Origin of the sequence: uncultured Succinivibrio sp. (genome assembly GCF_902756765.1) — a bacterium.
Taxonomy (GTDB): Bacteria; Pseudomonadota; Gammaproteobacteria; order Enterobacterales; family Succinivibrionaceae; genus Succinivibrio.
In genome coordinates, this window is sequence record NZ_CACVSS010000039.1 from 1 (window position 1) to 19,217 (window position 19,217).

Sequence of the window (19,217 nt, forward strand, 5' to 3'; positions counted from 1 at the left end):
GCCTCTAGCAAGATAATAAATCAATACAGGTTTTTAAAGAGCATCAATCCAAGAGTGGATCTGGATTTACTTAAATTTTTTATCTGGGAAACTCGAGTTTATAAGAAATGAAGCAAGAATTCCTCTTGATCTGGATGAGATTCTGAATAAAAAAGAATTCACCGCAGATTATATCTACACTAAACACCAGAAGCTTTTAGCTCAGAATAAATATAACAGCAGAAAAGAAGAAAACAGCAGTACCTATAAAGACTGCGAATATAAATGCCAGCTATTCAAGAACGCAAATGACCTTTATGGAACCTTATATGAGATACCGGCAGCCTCAATACACGAACTGCCCGGACGCAACTACTAAAAGACAGAATACCAAAAGGCGCAGAAAGCACTGAGCAACGCCAGTGAGTCTGCGCCTTTTTACCTTTATCTGCTTAAAAGCTAATCTTTAAACCTCATCTTTTTTACTGATGCTCAGTTGAACCTCTTAACACCAGCTCTGTTGAGAGAAGAACCTCATTAACCTTAAGAGTTTTTCCTTTGAGTTTCTCGTGCAGCATTTCACAGGCAGTGTAACCAAGCTTATGTTTTGGCTGGTTTACCGAGGTTAAGGCAGGTCTAACGATCTGACACAGAGAAATATTGTCAAAGCCAATCACCATAAGATCTTCTGGAACCTTGAGATCACTGTATACAGCACGGTTCACCACCGCAGCAGCCAGCACATCGGAAGCAGCAAAGACAGCGTCAGGCTTGTGATCATCAGAAAGGACCCTGCTGATAAGGGTATCTGCCATCTGATAGTCAATCTGAGGCACATGCATTATCCATTCATCAGGTACAGCAATATGTTCCTCGGTTAAGGCATCCATGAAGCCCCTTAGACGCTCACGGGCATACTTATAGTGTCTAGGTCCGTTCAGAAAGGCGATTTTTCTTCTGCCCGCAGCAATCAGATACTTAACTGCATTCTTTGCGGCCATATAGTCATCAATACTTACATATGGAAGAGAGGATCGATCATTGAACTCGCAGCACTGAACCACTGGCACCAGGGAGTTTATCTTGTTCAGAATCTCAACAGACAGCTGACTTAATGCAATGAGGCCCTTGATCTTTGCAATCTGCAGCATCTTCAGAAAATCTTCGATATTGTTTTCATCAAGCTCAGTATAGTTTAGAAGAGTGTAGTAACCGTTGCATTCTGCTGAACTGATAACTCCGTCTAGGACTTCCTCGTAAAAAGGATTGGTTCCCTGAGGACAGTTGATCAGGATTATCTCCTTTGAATCCGTCTGAAATATTTCATTAACATCATAGCCCATTGTCTGCATGGTGGCTCTGATCTTCTCAAGTGATTCTCCGCTTAAAAGCTCAGGATGATTGATGGCACGGGAAACACTTGCTGGGGAGACTCCTGCCTGCTTTGCAATCTCATGTGTCTTATATCGCGTGTTTCTCATGTTAATCCCCAGTCTCTTCTTATATTTATCGCTTATGTAATTGATGCTTAGAAATAATGACGATTATTATAAAACAAAAACATATTTCAAAAACCATGAAATATTTCAAAGAAATCAGATTATATTTCATATCATTTTCAAACTGTGATTTAAGCCCAATTATGCAACTAATTAGATTGTAAATACTCTTTTCAAAAATTATATTTACTGAAACTATTATGAAATTATTTCAGTTTATTTCAGAAAAAAAACTTTTCAAACAAACTTAAGGTGATTTTATGTTGAACGTAGGAATAATCGGTTGTGGCAAGATTGCACAGATTCGCCATATACCAGAATATCTTAACAATAAGAATGTAAAAATTACCTCTTTCTTCGATTTAAACAAAGAAAGAGCACAGGCTCTGGCAGAAAAATATCAGGGAAAAGCTTTTGACTCCCTGGATGACATGCTTAAGGATCCGGAGCTTGATGCTGTCAGCATATGCAGTGCCAATACCGTTCACGCAGAACATGCTCTGAAAGCTTTGGAAAATCACAAGCATGTGCTTCTGGAAAAGCCAATGGCCACCAAGCTTGAGGACTGCATAAAGATTGTCGAGCTGGCCAGAAAAAACAATCTAAAACTCATGATTGATCAGAACCAGAGACTTGCAAAAGCTCACGCAAAAGCAAAAGAGCTGATTGAAAATGGGGAGATCGGAAAGATTATCTCCTTCAGAACCACATTCGGTCACGGTGGACCTGAGACCTGGAGTATCGACCCAGGCATCAACAGCTGGTTCTTTGACAAGAACCGTTCTGCCATGGGAGCTTTAGGAGATCTCGGTGTACACAAAACCGACCTTATCTCTTATCTTGTTGGCTCAAGAATCAAAGCCGTAACCGCTAAAATTGCAACCATTGATAAAAAAGATGCAAAGGGAAATCCTGTAAGCGTGGATGACAATGCTTTCTGCATCTATGAAATGGATAACGGTGTTATCGGTACCATGACCGCTTCCTGGACTTTTTACGGAAGGGAGGATAACTCCACCATTATATATGGACAGAAGGGCATCCTGAGAATCTACGATTCAAAGGACTATTCAATTGAACTTCTTGGTGCTGACGGCAGTGTGGTCAACTACGATCTGGACAGAATTCAGACCAATGACAACCAGACCTCAAACAGGCATTATCGATGCCTTTGTGGACTGCATTGAAAAAAATCACAAACCTTTAATTGACGGAGACTCCGTACTCGGAGCAATGAAAGCGGTATTCGCCGCCATGGAGTCCTCTGAAAGCGGAAGAAGAATTGAAATTAAGGAGTAGAAGCTAAGATGAAACTTGGATTTGTCAGTGCCATTTTAGACGGCTATTCATATGAAGAGATGATGGCCACAGCAAAGAGAATCGGTTATCAGTGTGTTGAGGTTGCCTGCTGGCCTGAGGCTAAAGCTGAAAGACGTTATGCCGGAGTATCCCACATCAACTGTGAAAAGGTTATTGAGGATGACAGTTATGCCCAGCATGTACTTGCCGTAGCAAAGGATAACGGTGTGTAAATCTCCTCTCTTGCCTTCTATCCAAATACTCTTGATCCGGACCTGAAGAAGCGTCATGACAATGTTGAGCATTTAAAGAATGTCATAAGAGCAAGTCACAAGCTAGGAATCAACATGGTGACAACCTTCATCGGTCGTGATCAGCACAGAAACTTTGAGGATAACTTTCTGATTGTAAAGGAGGTATGGCCTGAAATTCTTAATCTTGCAAAGGAGCTGGGAGTAAAGGTTGCAATTGAAAACTGCCCTATGCTCTTTGGTCCGGATCAGTGGCCTGGCGGTCAGAATCTGATGACCACTCCCCACAACTGGAGAAAGATTTTTGAAATCCTGGATTATGACAATCTTGGAATCAACTACGATCCTTCTCATTTCGTATGGCAGATGATTGACTACGTTGAGCCTGTGTATGAGTTTAAGGACAGAATCTTCCACGTACATTTCAAGGATCTGAAGGTTATAAAGAGCAAGCTCAACCAGGTTGGTATTCTGGCATATCCTCTGGATTTCATGGCACCAAAGCTGCCAGGTCTTGGAGATGTCAACTTCTCAAGATTTTTAAGCGCGCTCACCGATATCGGCTACAACGGCTATGCCTGTGTCGAGGTTGAGGATCGTGCCTTTGAGGACACAAAAGAAAGAATTCTGGACAGTCTGAAACTGTCTTATCACTATATGAGAAATTTCGTTATCTAAAAAACTGACAAACTAAGGTGCTACATATGACTAACTTCAAGAAAAACATCATCGCTGCAGTTGTTGCAGGCGGTCTTTCAGCAATGTTCAGTGCACCAGCCTTTGCTGCAGATAAGAATATAATTGTTTTAACCTCACCAGAGGATCACGGCTGGACAGGTTCTGTTGCAACCTTCGCCAAGGAAAAGGCAAAGGAGATCACCTCACAGGGCAAGTATGACGTTAATGTTATCACCTGTGACAATGCAGGCTATCAGATCAATCAGATCGAGGATATTATCGCTCAGGGTGACAAGAAGCTTGCAGGTATCGTAATTCAGCCTATCGATGATACCGTAATGTCAGGCATCCAGCAGATTGTTAACGCAGAGATCCCTTACGTAGCCTTCGACCGTATTATTGACGGTGTCGCCAATACCGCAGTTTCAAATGTTAAGGGCGACAACGAAGGCATTGGTGCCGGTGCTGCATCCTACTTTGTAGACAATGGCTTAAAACCAGGTGACAAGATCTACGTATACGAGGGAGATACCTCATCTGTTACCACTCTTCGTAACAGAGGCTTTGTTGAGTATCTGTCAGGCAAGAAAGAGTTCAACGGCAAGAAGATTGCTGACAACCTGAAGTGGACTGAGGAGCAGTTAAAGAACATCACCTACTCAGGAGCCATGAACTGGAGCCGTTCATCCACCAAAACCTCTTTTGAGTCACTGATGGGTGAAGCTTCAAATGCAGACATCAAATGGTTCTATGCCGAGGATGACGAGCTGGCAATGGGTATTCTTGAAGCACTGCGCGGCGGCGGTATCGATGAGAGCACCAAGGACAAGTTCTACTCTCACAAGCCTTTCATCACCGGCTGCGGCGGTCTTGAGGAAATCTACAGCGTAATCCGCGGTGAAGACTACAAGGATATCGCCTCAAAGCTTGGTGGCATTATGTCAGTTACCTACAGTCCTTCAATGATCCAGACTGCAGAGCAGGATATGGTTGATTATCTTGATGGCAAGAAGGTTACTCAGGACCACGTGATCGAGTGCCACAACGTAACAAAAGAGAACGTTAAGGACTTCAAGTCCTTCAATTAAGATCAGGAGAAACTGATTATGCCTCTGCTGCAGATGCACAGGATCTGTAAGTCCTTCAACGGAGTACCTGTGCTAAAAGATGTAGAGCTCGAAGTTGAGGAGGGCGTGGTTCACGCCCTTCTCGGTGAAAACGGAGCAGGTAAATCTACATTGATGAATATTCTTACCGGCACCATTCCAAAGGACAGCGGTGAGATTTATTTTGAAGGTCAGAAACTTGAAAAACTCTCCGTAAGCAGAACTGAAGAGCTGGGTATTGCATTTGTGCATCAGGAGCTAAATCTTTTCAACGATCTGAAGGTATTTGAAAACATTTTTATCTGTAAGGAGCTCTCCGGCTTCTTAGGTCATCTTAAGAAAAAGGAGATGATCTCAAGATGTGAGGAGCTCTTTGCAAAACTTGGCGTATCAATTGATCCTAAGGCTCTGGTCGCTGATCTTAAAACCAGTGACAAGCAGCTTCTGGAAATCAGCAAAGCTTTGTTTTTCAAAGCAAAACTTCTAATTCTCGATGAGCCTACAACCGCGCTCAACAACGAAGAGGTAGAACATCTGTTCTCCATCGTCGAGGGTCTGAAGAAACAGGGCATCTCCTTTATTTTCATTTCCCACAAGATGCCTGAAATCTTTAAGTACTGTGATACCTACACAGTATTCAGAAACGGACAGTATATTGCTGAGGGTAAAATCAGCGAGACCACTCCGGACGAGATTACCAAACTTATGGTCGGAAAAAGCGGAACTTCTTCTGACATCTATGAAAAACGTGAAACCGGTGAAACAGTCCTTGAAATTAAGAATCTTACAGGTCCAGGGTTCCATGATGTAAATCTTGAGGTAAAGAAAGGACAGATTGTCGGTATGACCGGACTTGAAGGCTCCGGCAGCAGTGAGCTGATGCAGTGCCTGTTCGGTACTACTCTGCGCTCTGGCGGAAGTGTAAAAGTCTTAGGCCACGAACTGCCTCCTGCATCCGTACATGCGGCCATGAAGCACGGCATTGCCCTGCTCCCTGCAAACCGCAAGGAGAACTCTGTAATTCCGGATATGAATATCCTTGAGAATATGTATCTGGCAGAGCATACCTTAAGTGCAGGCAAATTCCATATCAACAATATGGAAGAGATGAAGAAATACAAGAAATATCGTGATCTGATGAATCTTAAGGCTGAATCTGCAACTCTGCCTATAAGCTCCTTATCAGGCGGTAATCAGCAGAAGGTTTTCATTGCAAGATGGCTGAACACTGATGCTCAGATCCTGCTTTTTGACAATCCTACTCAGGGTATCGACGTGGGTGCCAAGGCTGAAATCTACAAACTGATTTTAGAGCTGGCTAAAAACGGCAAGACCATTCTGGTTAATACCCTTGAGATTCCTGAACTGCAGAAGGTTGCAGACTACTGCGCCATATTCTGCGACGGAAAAATCGTGAAGGTACTTCCTCATGAGCAGATTGAGGAGCACACCATCATGATGTATTCAACAAATTCAATACAAGAACAGACAGAGGTAGAAAATGAAGAATAATTCGCTGCTTGCCAGTGCCTGGCGCGAATACAGCTATGTATTTGTTTTTATAGTAATATTTCTGGTTTACGCCTCAAGCAGTAGTGGACTTACTCTGAATGCCACCATGAATATGCTGCGTCACTCAGCTGTTATCGGCGTAATTGCCATCGGTATGGGTATGGTGTGTATAACCGCAGAAATCGACCTTTCTGTAGGCTCCATGCTGGCCATGGTGAGCGGACTTAGTGTTATAGTCTTCAATGCCACCGACAGTATTACCTTAACCCTGCTGTTCTCAGTTCTATTCGGCTGCTTCTGCGGACTTATAAACGGTGTACTGGTGGGTATTGTAAAAATGCCTTCCTTTATCGTAACCCTGGCTACCATGCTGATTTTCCGCTCTTTTGCACAGTATATCTGCCAGCATATAGACAAGGCTTTAGCAGGTGGCGGCAGCTCAGTTTACAGAATGATCACCAAGCATGACATGTTCCAGAGCATGTTCACCTTTGGTAACTCCAAGTTCATCACCATTCCAATTGTCGGTATCGTACTGATTGTATTTACCATGGCTTTCGTATATCTCCTTGAGTCAACCAAGTACGGCAAGAAAGTATATGCAGTGGGAAGCTCCTACAAGGGTGCCTTTATGGCCGGTATCAATGTACGTCTGATTAAGACCTCAGTATTCGTGATTACCGGTGGTCTGGTTGGTGTAGCTTCTTTCCTGTGGATTGCCATGAACGCCTCCTCTGATCCTGCAACCACAGGTTCAGGCTATGAGATGTACGCAATTGCTGCAGTAGTGCTTGGCGGTATCAGTATGGCCGGTGGTAAAGGCAGATGTCTGGGTATTCTTTTCGGTGCCCTGTCATATACCGTAATCGACAAGATTATTATCGCCCTGAAGATGGACTCACTGATCAACGATGCTGTTAAGGGAATCATCCTGATTATCGTTATCCTGATTCAGGTTGCAGGACCTCAGCTTAAGGAAAGATTTTCCATTATGAAGGCGAAAGCTTCCAGTTAACCTTACATTGTTGTAATTTCATATGTTTTGCCACTATCCCTTGATAGTGGCTTTTTTTTAACCATAAATTAGCAAGAATTCTTCCGCCTATATGGGGGATCATGTCACTGCTAAATTTGTTAAGTCATATACTTTTCATTTAAAAGGAAATCAAAGAGATCCACAACAAGAATTCCTTTCTCATCAAAAGAAGGTTTAAGTCCGGTTCTGGACACAACAATTTTTTTAAATGAATCATCAATATAGTAAAGACTTCTTTTTTCCTGAAGCTGTTTTTCAGGATCACTCATTGATAGAGCGGATTGAATATAATACTTCTCGTTTCCTTTGCTTGCTATGAAATCGACTTCTAGTTTTTTCTGTTCATAAATATTTTTGCCGTTTACATCAGTTCGCTCTGTTTTTTCGCTGACATTCACTTCTCCAACATCAACATTGAAGCCTCTATATCTTAGCTCGTTGTAAATAATGTTTTCCATAAGGTGAGTTTCTTCTATCTGACGAAAGTTTAAACGAGCATTTCTAACTCCAACATCCTCAAAATACAGCTTAAATGGAGAGCCGATGTATTTTCTTCCTTTGATGTTATATTTTTGAGCTTTGGAAATAACAAATGCATCCTCAAAATAATCAATAAAATTTGAAATGGTCAACTCAGAGATATCTTTATTCATAACACTTTTAAAGGTGTTGGTTATTCTCCTGATATTTAATGGAGCTCCAATTGTTGAGGCTAATATATTGAAAGTATCCCCTATCTCATTCTTCTTTTTTAAATTGTGTCTTTGAATGATATCCTTAAGGTATGTTTCCTCAGCTAACAGCTTAAGGTAATTATTCTTTTCTTCATCTTTTTGCATATTTGCAACAAGCGGAATTCCTCCTGTTACAATGTAGTCTTTCCAGGCTTTAGTAATATCCTGCTGGGTGTTTTCCACATATTCAGAGAAAACCAGCGGCAAAACATGAATAATTGTTCCTCTTCCTTTAAATTCAGTTGCGATATCAGATGATAAGAATCTTGAATTCGAACCTGTAACATAAATATCAAAATTCTTGTGTTTTAAAAGACCATTTAATGTGCCAATAAAATTCTCAAGAAGCTGAATCTCATCTAAAAACAGATAAAAGTCCTCGTTTTCGTTTGTTTTATCTTTTATATATGCTCTGAACTTTTTGGAATTAACTTCTATCTCATTATTTGTACTTTTGATTTTTGACGGAGTGTCTTTAAGGTACTCATCAAGTAAATCAATATCCTCATCAGAATCAAAAGAGAACCTAATGATGTTTTTCTTAGAAATTCCCTGAGCAATAAGGCTTGAATAAAATAGTTCATTTAATAAGTAGGACTTGCCAGAACGTCTTGCTCCGGTAATGACTTTAATCAGACCGTTATTTTTTCTATCTATTAAACGATTAACGTATTTTGTTCTTTTGTATTCCATACAATTTCTACTTAATATTTTTCAAAGTCTTTGAATAATATTAATTATAATACAAGCGATTTAAATTTTTTATCCAACTCCTACATTTAAATGCAAAATTTAGTGGATTGATGCATGGAAAGAATTTTTTTTTAAAAACTGATCGATTGGATGGATTTGAGGAAAAGATCAACGTTATTCGTTCAAAGATATTCCTTATCCTTTTCTACTTAATATTTTTCAAAGTCTTTGCTTTTTATTAACTACAGCAAAAGTTACACATATCTGTACACAAGCAAAACACAAATAAAAAAAACAAAAGGCCAGACTGTTACATCTGACCTTCTTCAAGTCCGTTGCTTCCCCAAACAGCGGACTTACAACCTAAAGAGAATTACTTCTCCAGGTATGGCTGTAATGCCTTCCAGATCTCATCGCCTTCAGATTTTTCAATCTCAACCAATGGTCTGCGCATTAAGCCGTTTGCTACAACACCGCGGCGCTTTAACACATCCTTGAAGATACCCATGTCTGCACCGGCCTTGATGATGGAGATAACCTCATTAGCCTTCTTCTGAAGCTTACGGCACTCATCATGTTTGCCTTCCTTCCATGCCTTATAGATTGCAGTGAATACCTCTGGTACAGGACCTGCACAGCCTGAAACTGTACCTTCAGCACCTGAGCACAGGCCTGCATAGAACAGACGGTCAGGACCAACAAGAACGGAGAAATCACCGTTATTGATGTTGATGTAGTTTAAGATGCGAACCATATCCGGGTAGCTGTACTTGATACCGATAACATTTGGACAAGCCTTGGCAATCTTCTCAGCAACCTCTGGAAGAATATCGTTGCCAGAGCACTGAGGAATTGAATAAAGGTAAATTGGGAAATCACGGCTTACAGAAGCAGAGATATCCTTGTAATACTGTAGAAGAGCTCTCTCATTGGCACCAAAGAAGCTTGGAGTTACAGCACCGATACCGTCTGCACCAATCTTCTCAGCGTGAGCTGCAAGCTCACAGGCGTCCTTGGTGGTCATAGCGCCAACATGGATATAGACAATGGCACGACCATTTGCATGCTTTACAACAGTCTCTGCAACCAGCTTACGCTCCTCAACAGAAAGAAGGTACATCTCACCGGTTGTGCCCAGTGGATACAGACAGTTGGTGCCATGTTCAATCTGGAAGTCAACCTGCTTCTTCAGGCTCTCCACATCAATTGAACCATCCTCTTTGAAAGGTGTTGTCATAGCATTGATAACGCCAAACATTTTTTTCATGATATTACTCCTATTGGATTTTTATTCTTATTTACAAAAAGTTAAAAGTTATTCATTCATATCAGCTCTGGAAGAGATGGAAGGCAAAGCCACCGATTCTCTCCTTGAGATAAGCCTTATAAAGACGGCCATCTTCCTTAAACTTAAGAGAGCTCTCATCAAACTCAATTCCGCAGCGCTTCAGATAGTGATAGGCACGAAGAGCATCCCTTGAACCGATACCGATATGAGCTAAAGACTCAGCAACCGGTTCATGACAGACTTCAAAGAGCTTGCCGGCAAAGGTGCTGTGGGCATGATGATCTACAGACAGATGGAATACATCCCCCAGTTTTGCGGCAAGAGCATTGGCCTCGACAGATCCGCTGGAATTAAAGCCGAAATGATCAATTCTCAGATCAAGATACTGAAGAATGGTTTCTTCCACATCAGCAGCAATCTTTTCATAGTTGTCAGAGTGGATATCGTCATACGTGAGCATGAAATCACCACCTGTTGCAGCAATCTTGCAGAATGGAAGATATTCCCTAACCAGATCTCTGGTCATATCTCCTGTAGGAACCCAGCGCACATCAGGATAGGAACCGCTTAAAAGCTTCATGGTATCAAGACCGCCCTGCTGAACTGCAGGGAAGAACTTTAAGGTATGTACTCCTAAAGCTCTTGCAGCCTCAACCTCAGTTGGAGTTACAGTTCCAGGCACAATAGGAATATTACGCTCCAGGGCATATTTGACCACTTCAGGGTTAAAGCCCGGGGCAACCAGGAACATAGCGCCAGCATCAATAGTCTTTTGGGCAAGCTCTACAGTGAGCACAGTTCCGGCACCGATAATAAAATCAGGCAGTTCATTTGAAATAATCTCAATACAGGCCAGAGCATCCTCTGATCTGAGCATAACCTCCATCAGAGGAAGACCGCCTTTTGAAAGAGCCTTTGCAAGTGGCAGAGCTCTTTCCTTCTTGTCGATTGTGAGTACCGGAATCATTCCGATCTCAGAAATCTGCTTTAGGATGTTGTTTTTATCAACAGTCATTTTTTACCTTCTTATTCCATTATTTCTGAGCTAGTAGAATCTCTTGCCCTTGAGCTTCTTTTTTATCAGAGGATAGAACAGGGTCAGAAGAATCATTACACACAGAACCAGAGTTACAGGACGCTCTAGGAAGATCATCAGACTTCCGTGAGACATAACCAGGGCTCGACGCAGATTGGACTCAAGCATTCCTCCTAAGAGCAGTCCCAGAATGAACGGACCAGCCGGATACTTACCGCGTTTGAAGAAGAAGCCTGCGATACCGAAGAAGGCCATAATCAGCACATCGGTAAAGGAATTGTTCAGGGCATAGGAACCGACCACGCACAGAGCAATCACAGATACCCAGATAGTCTGAGGCTTGGCATTCAGGATTCGGGCTGAAAGCTTGGCTGAAAGCAGACCGATTACAATGAAGACCAGATTGGAGAGCAGCATCAGCTGCATAATCTGCATAACAAAGTCAGCATGCTCGGTAAACATCTTAGGACCAGGCTGCATACCGTACATCATGAGAGAACCGATCAGAATTGCGGTCACAGCATCACCAGGAATACCCAGAGTCAGCATGGTGGTAAGAGCCCCGCCTAAAACACCGTTGTTGGCAGTACAGGAAACCGCAAAGCCCTCAGGAGAACCGTTGCCGTACTCTTCAGGGTGCTTGGACATACGTTTTGCCTGTCCCCAGCAGATAATTGAGGCAATATCACCGCCGGCTGCAGGAATTGCACCGATAATAGTTGATTCGGTACCTGCAATCAGAGTTGGCCTGAAGAACTGTTTTACCTGAGCCCAGGTTGGAAGAACACGACCAAGATTTCCTCCCTTTTTCACCAGTTCAATCTGAGCATTGGCCTCAGCTTCCTTCTTTTTGCTGAACTCAAAAATCTGATTGAGGATCTCACCGATACCGAACATACCAATCATAGCAGGCAGGAAGCTTACACCTGCAACCAGAGCGGTAGTATCCATGGTAAAACGCTTGGAGGCCAGAATAGGATCAATACCAACACAGGAGATGGTCAGACCTAAAAAGCCCATGGCCATTCCCTTGATAACATTGTTCTCGGATACCGAAATCATCATGATCAGACCGAAGAAAGCCAGCATGAAGTATTCAGTAGGACCGAAGGTTACAGTGAACTTTGCAATCTGGAATGACAGGAAAATCAGGAAGATAGTGGATAGAATTCCTCCAAAGGCGGAATACAGCACATTAAGACCTAAAGCCAGACCGCCCTTGCCCTGCTTGAACATTCTGTAACCGTCAAAGGTTGAAACGATCGAAGCCGGAGTACCAGGGGTGTTGATCAGAATTGCTGAGATACCGCCGGCAAAGATTGCGGCATTCCAGACGCCGATCAGCATGGCAAATCCGCACTGAGGCTCAAACCAGAAAGTAATCGGGGTTAGAATTGCAATTGCCATGGTGGCTGAAAGACCAGGCAGTGCACCAATAAGTAAACCTACAACCACACCGAACAGGTTAAAGGCGATAACCTCCGGTGTTAAGAGCGCCATCAAGGAGCTCATCCATAATGACAGATCCATATGATGTTCTCCTACAATGTAAACTGAATGTACAGAAGCTTATAGAAGATTCCGTACAGAAGACCGATAAATATTGCGGTAAAGATAAGGTTGAACTTTAAGGTTCTTCCGAATATATGATTAAAAGTTAAAAGCATGGCTGCACAGCCGACAAAGAAGCCCATGGAGCTTTCCATAAATCTGTCGACAACAACCCAGAGAATCAGGAAGGATACAAAGACCACAAACATAAAGCCCATAATTTTTGCTTTTTTCTTTAGATCTTCCTCGCCCTGAAAATAAACACTGCTGCCTTTGGAGATTGCGTCATAGACAATCCATGCGCCAAAGAAGATTACAAATGCTGAAGTTACCGTTGGAAAGAAACCGGCTCCCAGACCGAATAAACCAGGAGGAGGAAGCAGGCCGTACCCGATGGCAGGAACCAGAAAACCAAGTCCTGCGAGAACAAAGAGTCCGCCAATGATGGCATCTCCGTTTCCCTTCATAAGACTTTCCTTATATTTATCTGTTCTATGGTTATTATTATTTTGTGTTTTTATAATTATTAAATTTAAAACCCCTTGTCGGACAAGGGGCTTTAGATAACTACTTGTTTAATAGCTGTGGGATTAGAACATTGTATTTTGCAAGCTGATCTTTAGCGAAAGCATCAGTATCTGCACCGTTCAGGTATGCATACTCAAAGCCGCGCTCCTTCAGAAGATTCTTAACAGCGTCAGTCTGAACAGCCTTAGCAGAAGCGTCAACCAGAACCTTTACTACGTCTTCAGGAGTTCCCTTTGGAACAGCGAAGCCACCCCAGCCCATAGCGGTAACATCAAGGCCTAGTTCCTTAGAAGTCTTTACATCAGGAACAACATTTGATCTCTTGTCTCCTAATACAGCCAGAACCTTGAACTGACCTGCATCAACATTAGCCTTAACCTCTGATGGAGATACTGCTACAGCCTGAATGTTGCCACCTAGAAGAGCTGCAACAGCAGGAGCTGCACCGTCAAATGGAACATAGTTGAACTGAACACCAGCTGCCTGACCTAATGCAGCTGAAGCTACGTGCCAGATTGAACCTGCACCTGAGTTACCAACCATAATCTTGCCAGGATTCTTCTTGGCATCAGCAAGGAACTCCTCAAGAGTATTCCATGGAGCGTCAGCCTTTACAGTGATGGCTGCAGGAATAGTCATTACACGGCAGATAAAGGTGAAGTCGTTTGATGAAATGGTTGACAGACCTAAAGCTGAAATCATGGTTGACTCAACTGGCATATAGGCAATGGTGTATCCGTCTGGGCGGCTGTTCTTTACAGACTCAAGACCAACTGCACCTGAAGCACCGGTTCTGTTGGTTACAGTAACTGGCTTGCCCAGAACTTTTTCCATCTCCTTGCCGTAGATTCTGGCAACGGTATCAGAAGCTCCGCCTGGAGCATATGGAACAACAATGTTCAGCTGTTTACGAGGGAAATTGGTATCAGCATTAGCTGCCTGAAGACCGAAGGTTGCAAGGCAGGCACCAACAAGAGCGCACTTAACAAACTTTCCTAACATAGTAAAACTCCTTATGTAAAATTTCTTAAAGTTAATAATTTTTATATTTCTAGTTTGAAAGAATTTAGATCTCAGATGTGTGACATATTCCCAAAAAATCAGCCGAGTTATACCCTTGTCCGGCTTTGGGAGAAAAAAGGTGAATATTCTTATCTCACGGCTAAAAAAAATTACAACGATATTCTTAATTAGAGAACGATGTTCTCTGTTTATTATTGCGAAAAATAAAGGTTTTATGCCATTTTCTGTCGTAAATGGCGATGAAAAATCTTTCTTTCGGTTTTGTGATCTGGATAAAAAAAACTGTGGTTTTCGGTTCAGCAAAAACCACAGCAAATGAAGGAGAAATTCTGAATAAATTATAGAGTCTGAGCCATGGCCTTATAGATAAGAGCTCCGACTACTGATCCCTGATCTACTACGCCTAAGACCTTATCTCCATAGTAGACGGCACGACCGAACTTGCCTGTAAGATCTTTTGTACTCTCAGAGCCCTTCTGTGCTGCATCACAGGCAATGGAAGCTGCATCATGCAGGCTTTTACCTTCCTTTACAGCTGCTGCAAAGGCGTCAGAGCCAGGCTTTAGAGCATCCACAATAGTTCTGTCACCTACGGCAGCCTTGCCGCGATTGCAGACTCCGTCGGTAAAGGCGGTAAAGAAAGCCGCAGCCTCCTCATCACTCAGCTCACTCTTACCCTTAACAGCCTTTCCGGCTCCCATAAAACCACTGGCTACAAGTGTGCCCATGGTGGAGGGAACCTTTTTGGACATGGCCATACCTGTCTGAGCTGCAAGCTTGCCTAAATCTGTTTCAGAGCTTCCTTTGGCAAAAGCTACCGCCTCGGTAAAGCCGGAGGTCATGGTAAGTCCAAGATCACCGTCGCCAAGAGCGGAATCAAGATCAATAAGATACTGTTTGTTCTCATTCATAAGAGCAGAGGCTGACTCAAGGAATGCAAGAAAATTCTCTCTGGTAAATGCCATAACAAGCTCCTTTGACTACAGCTGATTCTGTGTCATGAAAGGAGTATCGAAAGGCATCTTCAGATAGGTCTTAAGCTCCTCGTCAAGTTTCAGAAGAGATATTGACATACCCGCCATATCCATGGAGGTTGCGTACTCACCTACATAAACATTGAATACCCTTATGCCCTTGTCCTTTAAGATCTGACTTACTCGACGATAAACGATATACAGTTCCTCACGTGGAGTTGCGCCAAGGCCGTTTACAAGAACAGAAACCTCATCGCCACTCTTATATGGGAGATCCTGCAGAATAGGGTCAAGCATGGTATCAACAATCTCATCCGCACTCTTTAAATCCTCAAGCTTAATGCCTGGTTCGCCATGAATACCCATACCGATTTCCATCTTGCCATCAGGAAGCTCAAAGTTAGCCTTGCCTTTCTCAGGAATAATACAAGGAGATAAAGCCATACCTACCGTACGGACATTCTCGCAGGTCTTACGGGCCAGACGCTCAACCTCATCTAAGGATTTCATTGCCTCTGCGGCTGCGCCTGCAATCTTGTACACATAGAAGATACCGGCAACACCGCGGCGCTTGTCAGCCTTGTCCTTAGGAGCGGACAGAACATCCTCTCCTGCAACCACCTGACGAACCTCGATATCCTCCATATCAGCCATATCTTTGGCCATATCGAAATTCATGATATCGCCGCCATAGTTGCCGTAGATATACAGAACACCGGCGCCCTGATCAATCTCTTTGGTTACATTAAGCATCTGCTCCGGACTTGGGGACTGGAAAACACCGCCGACACAGCAGCCATCTAAGAGGCCTTTACCCACATAGCCTAAAAACAGAGGCAGATGTCCGGAACCACCGCCGGTTGCAAGTCCAACCTTGCCTTTTTTCTTGTACTTAGACACAAGACAGCGCTTGTCGTCATTTACAAAGGTAACCTTGTCAGGAGATGCTGCATACAGACCTTCAAGCATCTCATCAACATAATTCTCGGGTTTGTTTAATAGACGTTGCATATATTGTTCACTCCTTAATGCATTTGACCTTCTTGAGGTGTTAAAGCCTTTTTTTATATTGTTATTTTTTGGATTAGAAAAAATCAGGCATCGTAGATCATTCTAGCACCGTATTTTGTATATTTTTTGATCACAATCCAACAACAAAAACGAATTACTCTTTGAATTATTGTACTTTTTTCTGTTTTTAGATAAGAATATTCACCTTGGAAGGAAAAAATTGAAAAAGAAATAAAGATAAATAAGAGATAAGCAAAGGAAAGAAAATCAGGCAGAAAAGAACATATTAAGTAATGATTCTAATCTTCTGAATCTGAGTCATTCTGACAGTCAGACATTGAATTAATAAGCATAGTGCAGACACCAGGTCTGCACTAGCAAACATCTGCTTAAAGCTCAGAAAAAGAATTAATGATTACGATTTGAGCTTACAGCCTTGGCTGCAGCAGGAGTAAGAAAATCTGCTTACGGTAATGGTTGCAACAAGCAGAGATAACATTAAAAGCATTTAGAAAATTCCCCTGACATTCGAATTGAGAAAAATACCTGACCTAAAGCTGCCTTCAGGTCTGAGTATTCTTTTGCTGTTGTAATTATGGAGATTGAAAAATCTGTAGAACCTGATTAAGCCACGGTATCCAGAAGAGATCCCATAGCCTTGTCCTGAACCTGAACTGCTTTTGCGTTTGCCTTGTAGACAACTTCGCTCTGCTTCATATCAGTCATTTCTGAAGAGATATTTACACCAGTCTCTGCTGATTTCTTTACTGCGTTTACAGAAGTGCCTGAAGCAGTATTATTTTCAGAAGCATTTTCTGATGATACTACCTGCTGGGAATGAAAGTTTTCTGTGTTGGTGTTGGCAACATTGTGTGCAGTACTGTTCATTCTAAACTGATTTACATCAAGACCAGAAGTAGAAATAGCTAAACTCATAAATTCTCCGATAAGGATTGAAAAATAAACAAAGGTCTTAAACCTTTGAGCAGTATTATAGGTGATTTTAGTCAGCTTTTCCTGTTTAATATATTATATATTTTCTAATTTAGGCCGATCCTTTTGAAATACAAAACAATTAAGTTGTGAGCAAATTTCTCATCATTTTTTTAGCTTAACAAAATTCAGATCTTCTTGCTGTCTTAATTTAAATATCTGACCTAAAATTGAAGTATGACTGTGTCTGTCAGAGGGCTGAAAAGAATGAACAACTCCATGAAAAAATTACTAACAGCAGCATTATCCGTCGCACTGATGGCTATCTCTCAGCCTTCATTTGCCAAGAAGGTAGGAATTTCTCTGCCAAATCCGGATAAACCACGCTTTAATCTGGATGCTGAAGTCATGCAGAGTGAACTACAGGAAAACGGTCACGAAGTAATTATTAAATGCGGCGACAGAACAGCGAAAAGACAGATACAGGATATAGAGAAACTTATAGAAAATGACTGCGACTATCTGGTCATTATTCCTGTAGATGGAAGATCTCTCTCTGATGTGCTGGAAAAAGCAAAGGATAAGAACATTCCGGTTATATCCTACGATCGTCTGATAATGGACACAGATGCGGTTAAGTATTATGCCACTTTTGATAACTACAAGGTTGGTCAGATCCTTGGAGAATATCTTGAAGAGAAGCTCAATCTTAAAAATGATTCCACAGAAACCAGATACATTGAGTTCTTCTCAGGAGATCAGCACGATAACAATGTAGAGGCTTTCTGGAACGGTTCTATGAAAGTCTTAAAGCCTTACTTTGATCAGGGAAAGCTTGTCTGCCGTTCAGGCGAACAGGATAAGGAAGCGACCTATACTAGCAACTGGGAAACCAAAGAAGCCAAAAACAGAATGAAAAAACTCATTGACGAATTAAATCTGGGACCTGATGGGGATAAAAACAGGCTTGATGCCGTACTGTGTCAAAATGACAGTCTGGCTGTCGGCGTTATAGAAGCACTTTATATGAACGGAGGCTACAGAAAAAACAACTTCCCGCTTGTAACCGGACAGGACTGTCAGGTTAACAATCTTAAATACATCACACGCGGACTTCAGTCCATGTGTGTATTCAAGGACGCCAGAGTTCTTGGATACGCAGCGGCGCAAATGCTGCTGCAGCTCATTAACGGAGAACCTGTAACGGTAAACAGTTCAGAAGACAACGACATAGATGGTGAAGAGATTCCTACTCTGCTGTGCTCTCCAAAATTTGTAGATAATGAAAATATGAGAGAGATTATTAAGGATAGCGGGTATCTGGATGCGGAAAGTTAAGAAAATCGGCCATACTACCAAAGATCAGTATGGCCTTTTTTTAGTTTTCAGAGCCTTGTACTAGATTGAGTCATACCAGGATTTGAATTCCTCTTTTGAACTGTCAGGCGTAAATCTTTTGCCATCCTTTACAGCTGGCTTTCCTTTAATCAGCTTCCTGATATTCTCAACACTCTTCTGAATATCACTGCTGCCAGAGGTGCATACAGGAACTATGGTCTTGCCTGAAAAATCGAAGGACTCAATAAAAGTGTCAATAATTCTTGGCTCCTCCGCCCACCACAGAGGATAGGCAAGCACAATGGTACGGTATGCTTTCAGATCAACATTCAGATCCTTAATCTGAGGACGCAGTGCGGAATCACGCTGTTCAGCATTGGCTCTGCAGTTATCATCACGATAGTTAAGATCATCTGCTGAATATGGTTTTGAAGGAATGATTTCAAAAGTATCAGTCCCCAAAGCGGCTGCGGCCGTTGAGGCCAGAGCTCTGGTGTTTCCTGTTGCAGAGAAATATACCACCAGAGTATCTTTGGAGGCGGCATAGGTTTCTGAGACAAAACCACAGATCATCATGGATACAGCTATTAAGGAAGTGAAAAGTTTGAGCATTACTCTTTTCATAGAAACCTCTTTGTGTTGATTGGTAACCGGAATTCAGCGCAGGAATATATGTCAGAATTTCCTTGTCACTGCCTTTAATGATATTAAGATCTTATCTGGCTGTATGTGATTTATGCTGTTTTCT

The 19,217-nt window shown here is 42.2% G+C and carries 19 protein-coding genes; 8 read left to right on the forward strand and 11 right to left on the reverse strand.

The genetic code is table 11. The features are described 5' to 3' along the window. Nucleotides 1-461: 461 nt before the first annotated feature. Nucleotides 462-1,460, reverse strand: a complete 999-nt coding sequence (locus tag QZU45_RS07000; RefSeq protein WP_295353420.1) for a LacI family DNA-binding transcriptional regulator — start codon at nucleotides 1,458-1,460, stop codon at nucleotides 462-464. 278 nt (nucleotides 1,461-1,738) lie between these two features. Here QZU45_RS07000 and QZU45_RS07005 point away from each other — a divergent pair, with 278 nt between their 5' ends. From QZU45_RS07005 to QZU45_RS07035, 7 genes are read left to right on the forward strand one after another with little or no spacing between them, the layout of a single operon-like run. After that, nucleotides 1,739-2,665: a Gfo/Idh/MocA family oxidoreductase gene (locus QZU45_RS07005; RefSeq protein WP_295353423.1), complete on the forward strand. Its 927-nt coding sequence runs from the start codon at nucleotides 1,739-1,741 to the stop codon at nucleotides 2,663-2,665. After that, entirely contained in the window at nucleotides 2,652-2,777 is a 126-nt protein-coding gene (locus QZU45_RS07010) for a hypothetical protein (RefSeq protein ID WP_295353426.1), read from the forward strand. Before QZU45_RS07005 ends, QZU45_RS07010 begins: the two co-directional genes overlap by 14 nt. An 8-nt stretch (nucleotides 2,778-2,785) precedes the next feature. Next, nucleotides 2,786-3,010 carry a hypothetical protein gene (locus QZU45_RS07015; RefSeq protein ID WP_295353429.1) on the forward strand — a complete coding sequence of 75 codons (225 nt, stop codon included), beginning with the start codon at nucleotides 2,786-2,788 and terminating at the stop codon, nucleotides 3,008-3,010. Continuing rightward, on the forward strand, nucleotides 3,011-3,706 hold the full coding sequence (locus tag QZU45_RS07020; RefSeq protein WP_295353484.1) for a sugar phosphate isomerase/epimerase: 696 nt from the start codon (nucleotides 3,011-3,013) through the stop codon (nucleotides 3,704-3,706). 26 nt (nucleotides 3,707-3,732) lie between these two features. Continuing rightward, nucleotides 3,733-4,794, forward strand: a complete 1,062-nt coding sequence (locus tag QZU45_RS07025) for a substrate-binding domain-containing protein (protein ID WP_295353432.1) — start codon at nucleotides 3,733-3,735, stop codon at nucleotides 4,792-4,794. An 18-nt stretch (nucleotides 4,795-4,812) separates the two neighbouring features. Next, the gene (locus QZU45_RS07030) at nucleotides 4,813-6,324 is read left to right on the forward strand and encodes a sugar ABC transporter ATP-binding protein (protein ID WP_295353434.1); all 1,512 of its coding nucleotides are present in this window, start codon (nucleotides 4,813-4,815) and stop codon (nucleotides 6,322-6,324) included. After that, a complete protein-coding gene (locus QZU45_RS07035) occupies nucleotides 6,314-7,339 on the forward strand; it encodes an ABC transporter permease (RefSeq protein ID WP_295353437.1) in 1,026 nt (341 codons plus the stop codon). The genes QZU45_RS07030 and QZU45_RS07035 overlap by 11 nt, the downstream gene beginning before the upstream one ends. Before the next feature lie 119 nt (nucleotides 7,340-7,458). Here QZU45_RS07035 and QZU45_RS07040 read toward each other — a convergent pair whose 3' ends face one another. The 9 genes from QZU45_RS07040 to QZU45_RS07080 all read right to left on the reverse strand — a co-directional run bounded on the left by QZU45_RS07040 (nucleotide 7,459) and on the right by QZU45_RS07080 (nucleotide 17,134). Next, complete coding sequence (locus QZU45_RS07040) at nucleotides 7,459-8,787, reverse strand: ATP-binding protein (RefSeq protein ID WP_295353440.1); 1,329 nt, start codon at nucleotides 8,785-8,787, stop codon at nucleotides 7,459-7,461. Between the two features lie 373 nt (nucleotides 8,788-9,160). After that, a complete protein-coding gene (locus tag QZU45_RS07045; RefSeq protein ID WP_074841204.1) occupies nucleotides 9,161-10,054 on the reverse strand; it encodes a dihydrodipicolinate synthase family protein in 894 nt (297 codons plus the stop codon). 61 nt (nucleotides 10,055-10,115) lie between these two features. Continuing rightward, nucleotides 10,116-11,090 carry a bifunctional 4-hydroxy-2-oxoglutarate aldolase/2-dehydro-3-deoxy-phosphogluconate aldolase gene (eda, locus tag QZU45_RS07050; RefSeq protein ID WP_295353444.1) on the reverse strand — a complete coding sequence of 325 codons (975 nt, stop codon included), beginning with the start codon at nucleotides 11,088-11,090 and terminating at the stop codon, nucleotides 10,116-10,118. A gap of 30 nt (nucleotides 11,091-11,120) precedes the next feature. Beyond that, the gene (locus tag QZU45_RS07055) at nucleotides 11,121-12,641 is read right to left on the reverse strand and encodes a tripartite tricarboxylate transporter permease (RefSeq protein ID WP_295353447.1); all 1,521 of its coding nucleotides are present in this window, start codon (nucleotides 12,639-12,641) and stop codon (nucleotides 11,121-11,123) included. 11 nt (nucleotides 12,642-12,652) lie between these two features. After that, entirely contained in the window at nucleotides 12,653-13,129 is a 477-nt protein-coding gene (locus QZU45_RS07060; RefSeq protein ID WP_295353450.1) for a tripartite tricarboxylate transporter TctB family protein, read from the reverse strand. A gap of 100 nt (nucleotides 13,130-13,229) precedes the next feature. Next, nucleotides 13,230-14,192, reverse strand: a complete 963-nt coding sequence (locus tag QZU45_RS07065; RefSeq protein WP_295353452.1) for a tripartite tricarboxylate transporter substrate binding protein — start codon at nucleotides 14,190-14,192, stop codon at nucleotides 13,230-13,232. Nucleotides 14,193-14,551: 359 nt separating this feature from the next. Further along, nucleotides 14,552-15,178, reverse strand: coding sequence for a dihydroxyacetone kinase subunit L (locus tag QZU45_RS07070; RefSeq protein ID WP_295353455.1), 627 nt, complete (start codon nucleotides 15,176-15,178; stop codon nucleotides 14,552-14,554). 15 nt (nucleotides 15,179-15,193) lie between these two features. Beyond that, on the reverse strand, nucleotides 15,194-16,198 hold the full coding sequence (locus tag QZU45_RS07075; protein WP_295353458.1) for a dihydroxyacetone kinase subunit DhaK: 1,005 nt from the start codon (nucleotides 16,196-16,198) through the stop codon (nucleotides 15,194-15,196). Between the two features lie 624 nt (nucleotides 16,199-16,822). Then, a complete protein-coding gene (locus QZU45_RS07080; RefSeq protein ID WP_074841792.1) occupies nucleotides 16,823-17,134 on the reverse strand; it encodes a hypothetical protein in 312 nt (103 codons plus the stop codon). Nucleotides 17,135-17,410: 276 nt separating this feature from the next. Between QZU45_RS07080 and QZU45_RS07085 the strand changes: the two genes are divergently transcribed. Beyond that, nucleotides 17,411-18,469: a sugar-binding protein gene (locus tag QZU45_RS07085; RefSeq protein WP_295353461.1), complete on the forward strand. Its 1,059-nt coding sequence runs from the start codon at nucleotides 17,411-17,413 to the stop codon at nucleotides 18,467-18,469. Nucleotides 18,470-18,529: 60 nt separating this feature from the next. Here the strand turns inward: QZU45_RS07085 and QZU45_RS07090 are convergent, their stop codons facing one another. Continuing rightward, complete coding sequence (locus QZU45_RS07090) at nucleotides 18,530-19,093, reverse strand: flavodoxin (protein ID WP_295353464.1); 564 nt, start codon at nucleotides 19,091-19,093, stop codon at nucleotides 18,530-18,532. Nucleotides 19,094-19,217 lie beyond the last annotated feature (124 nt).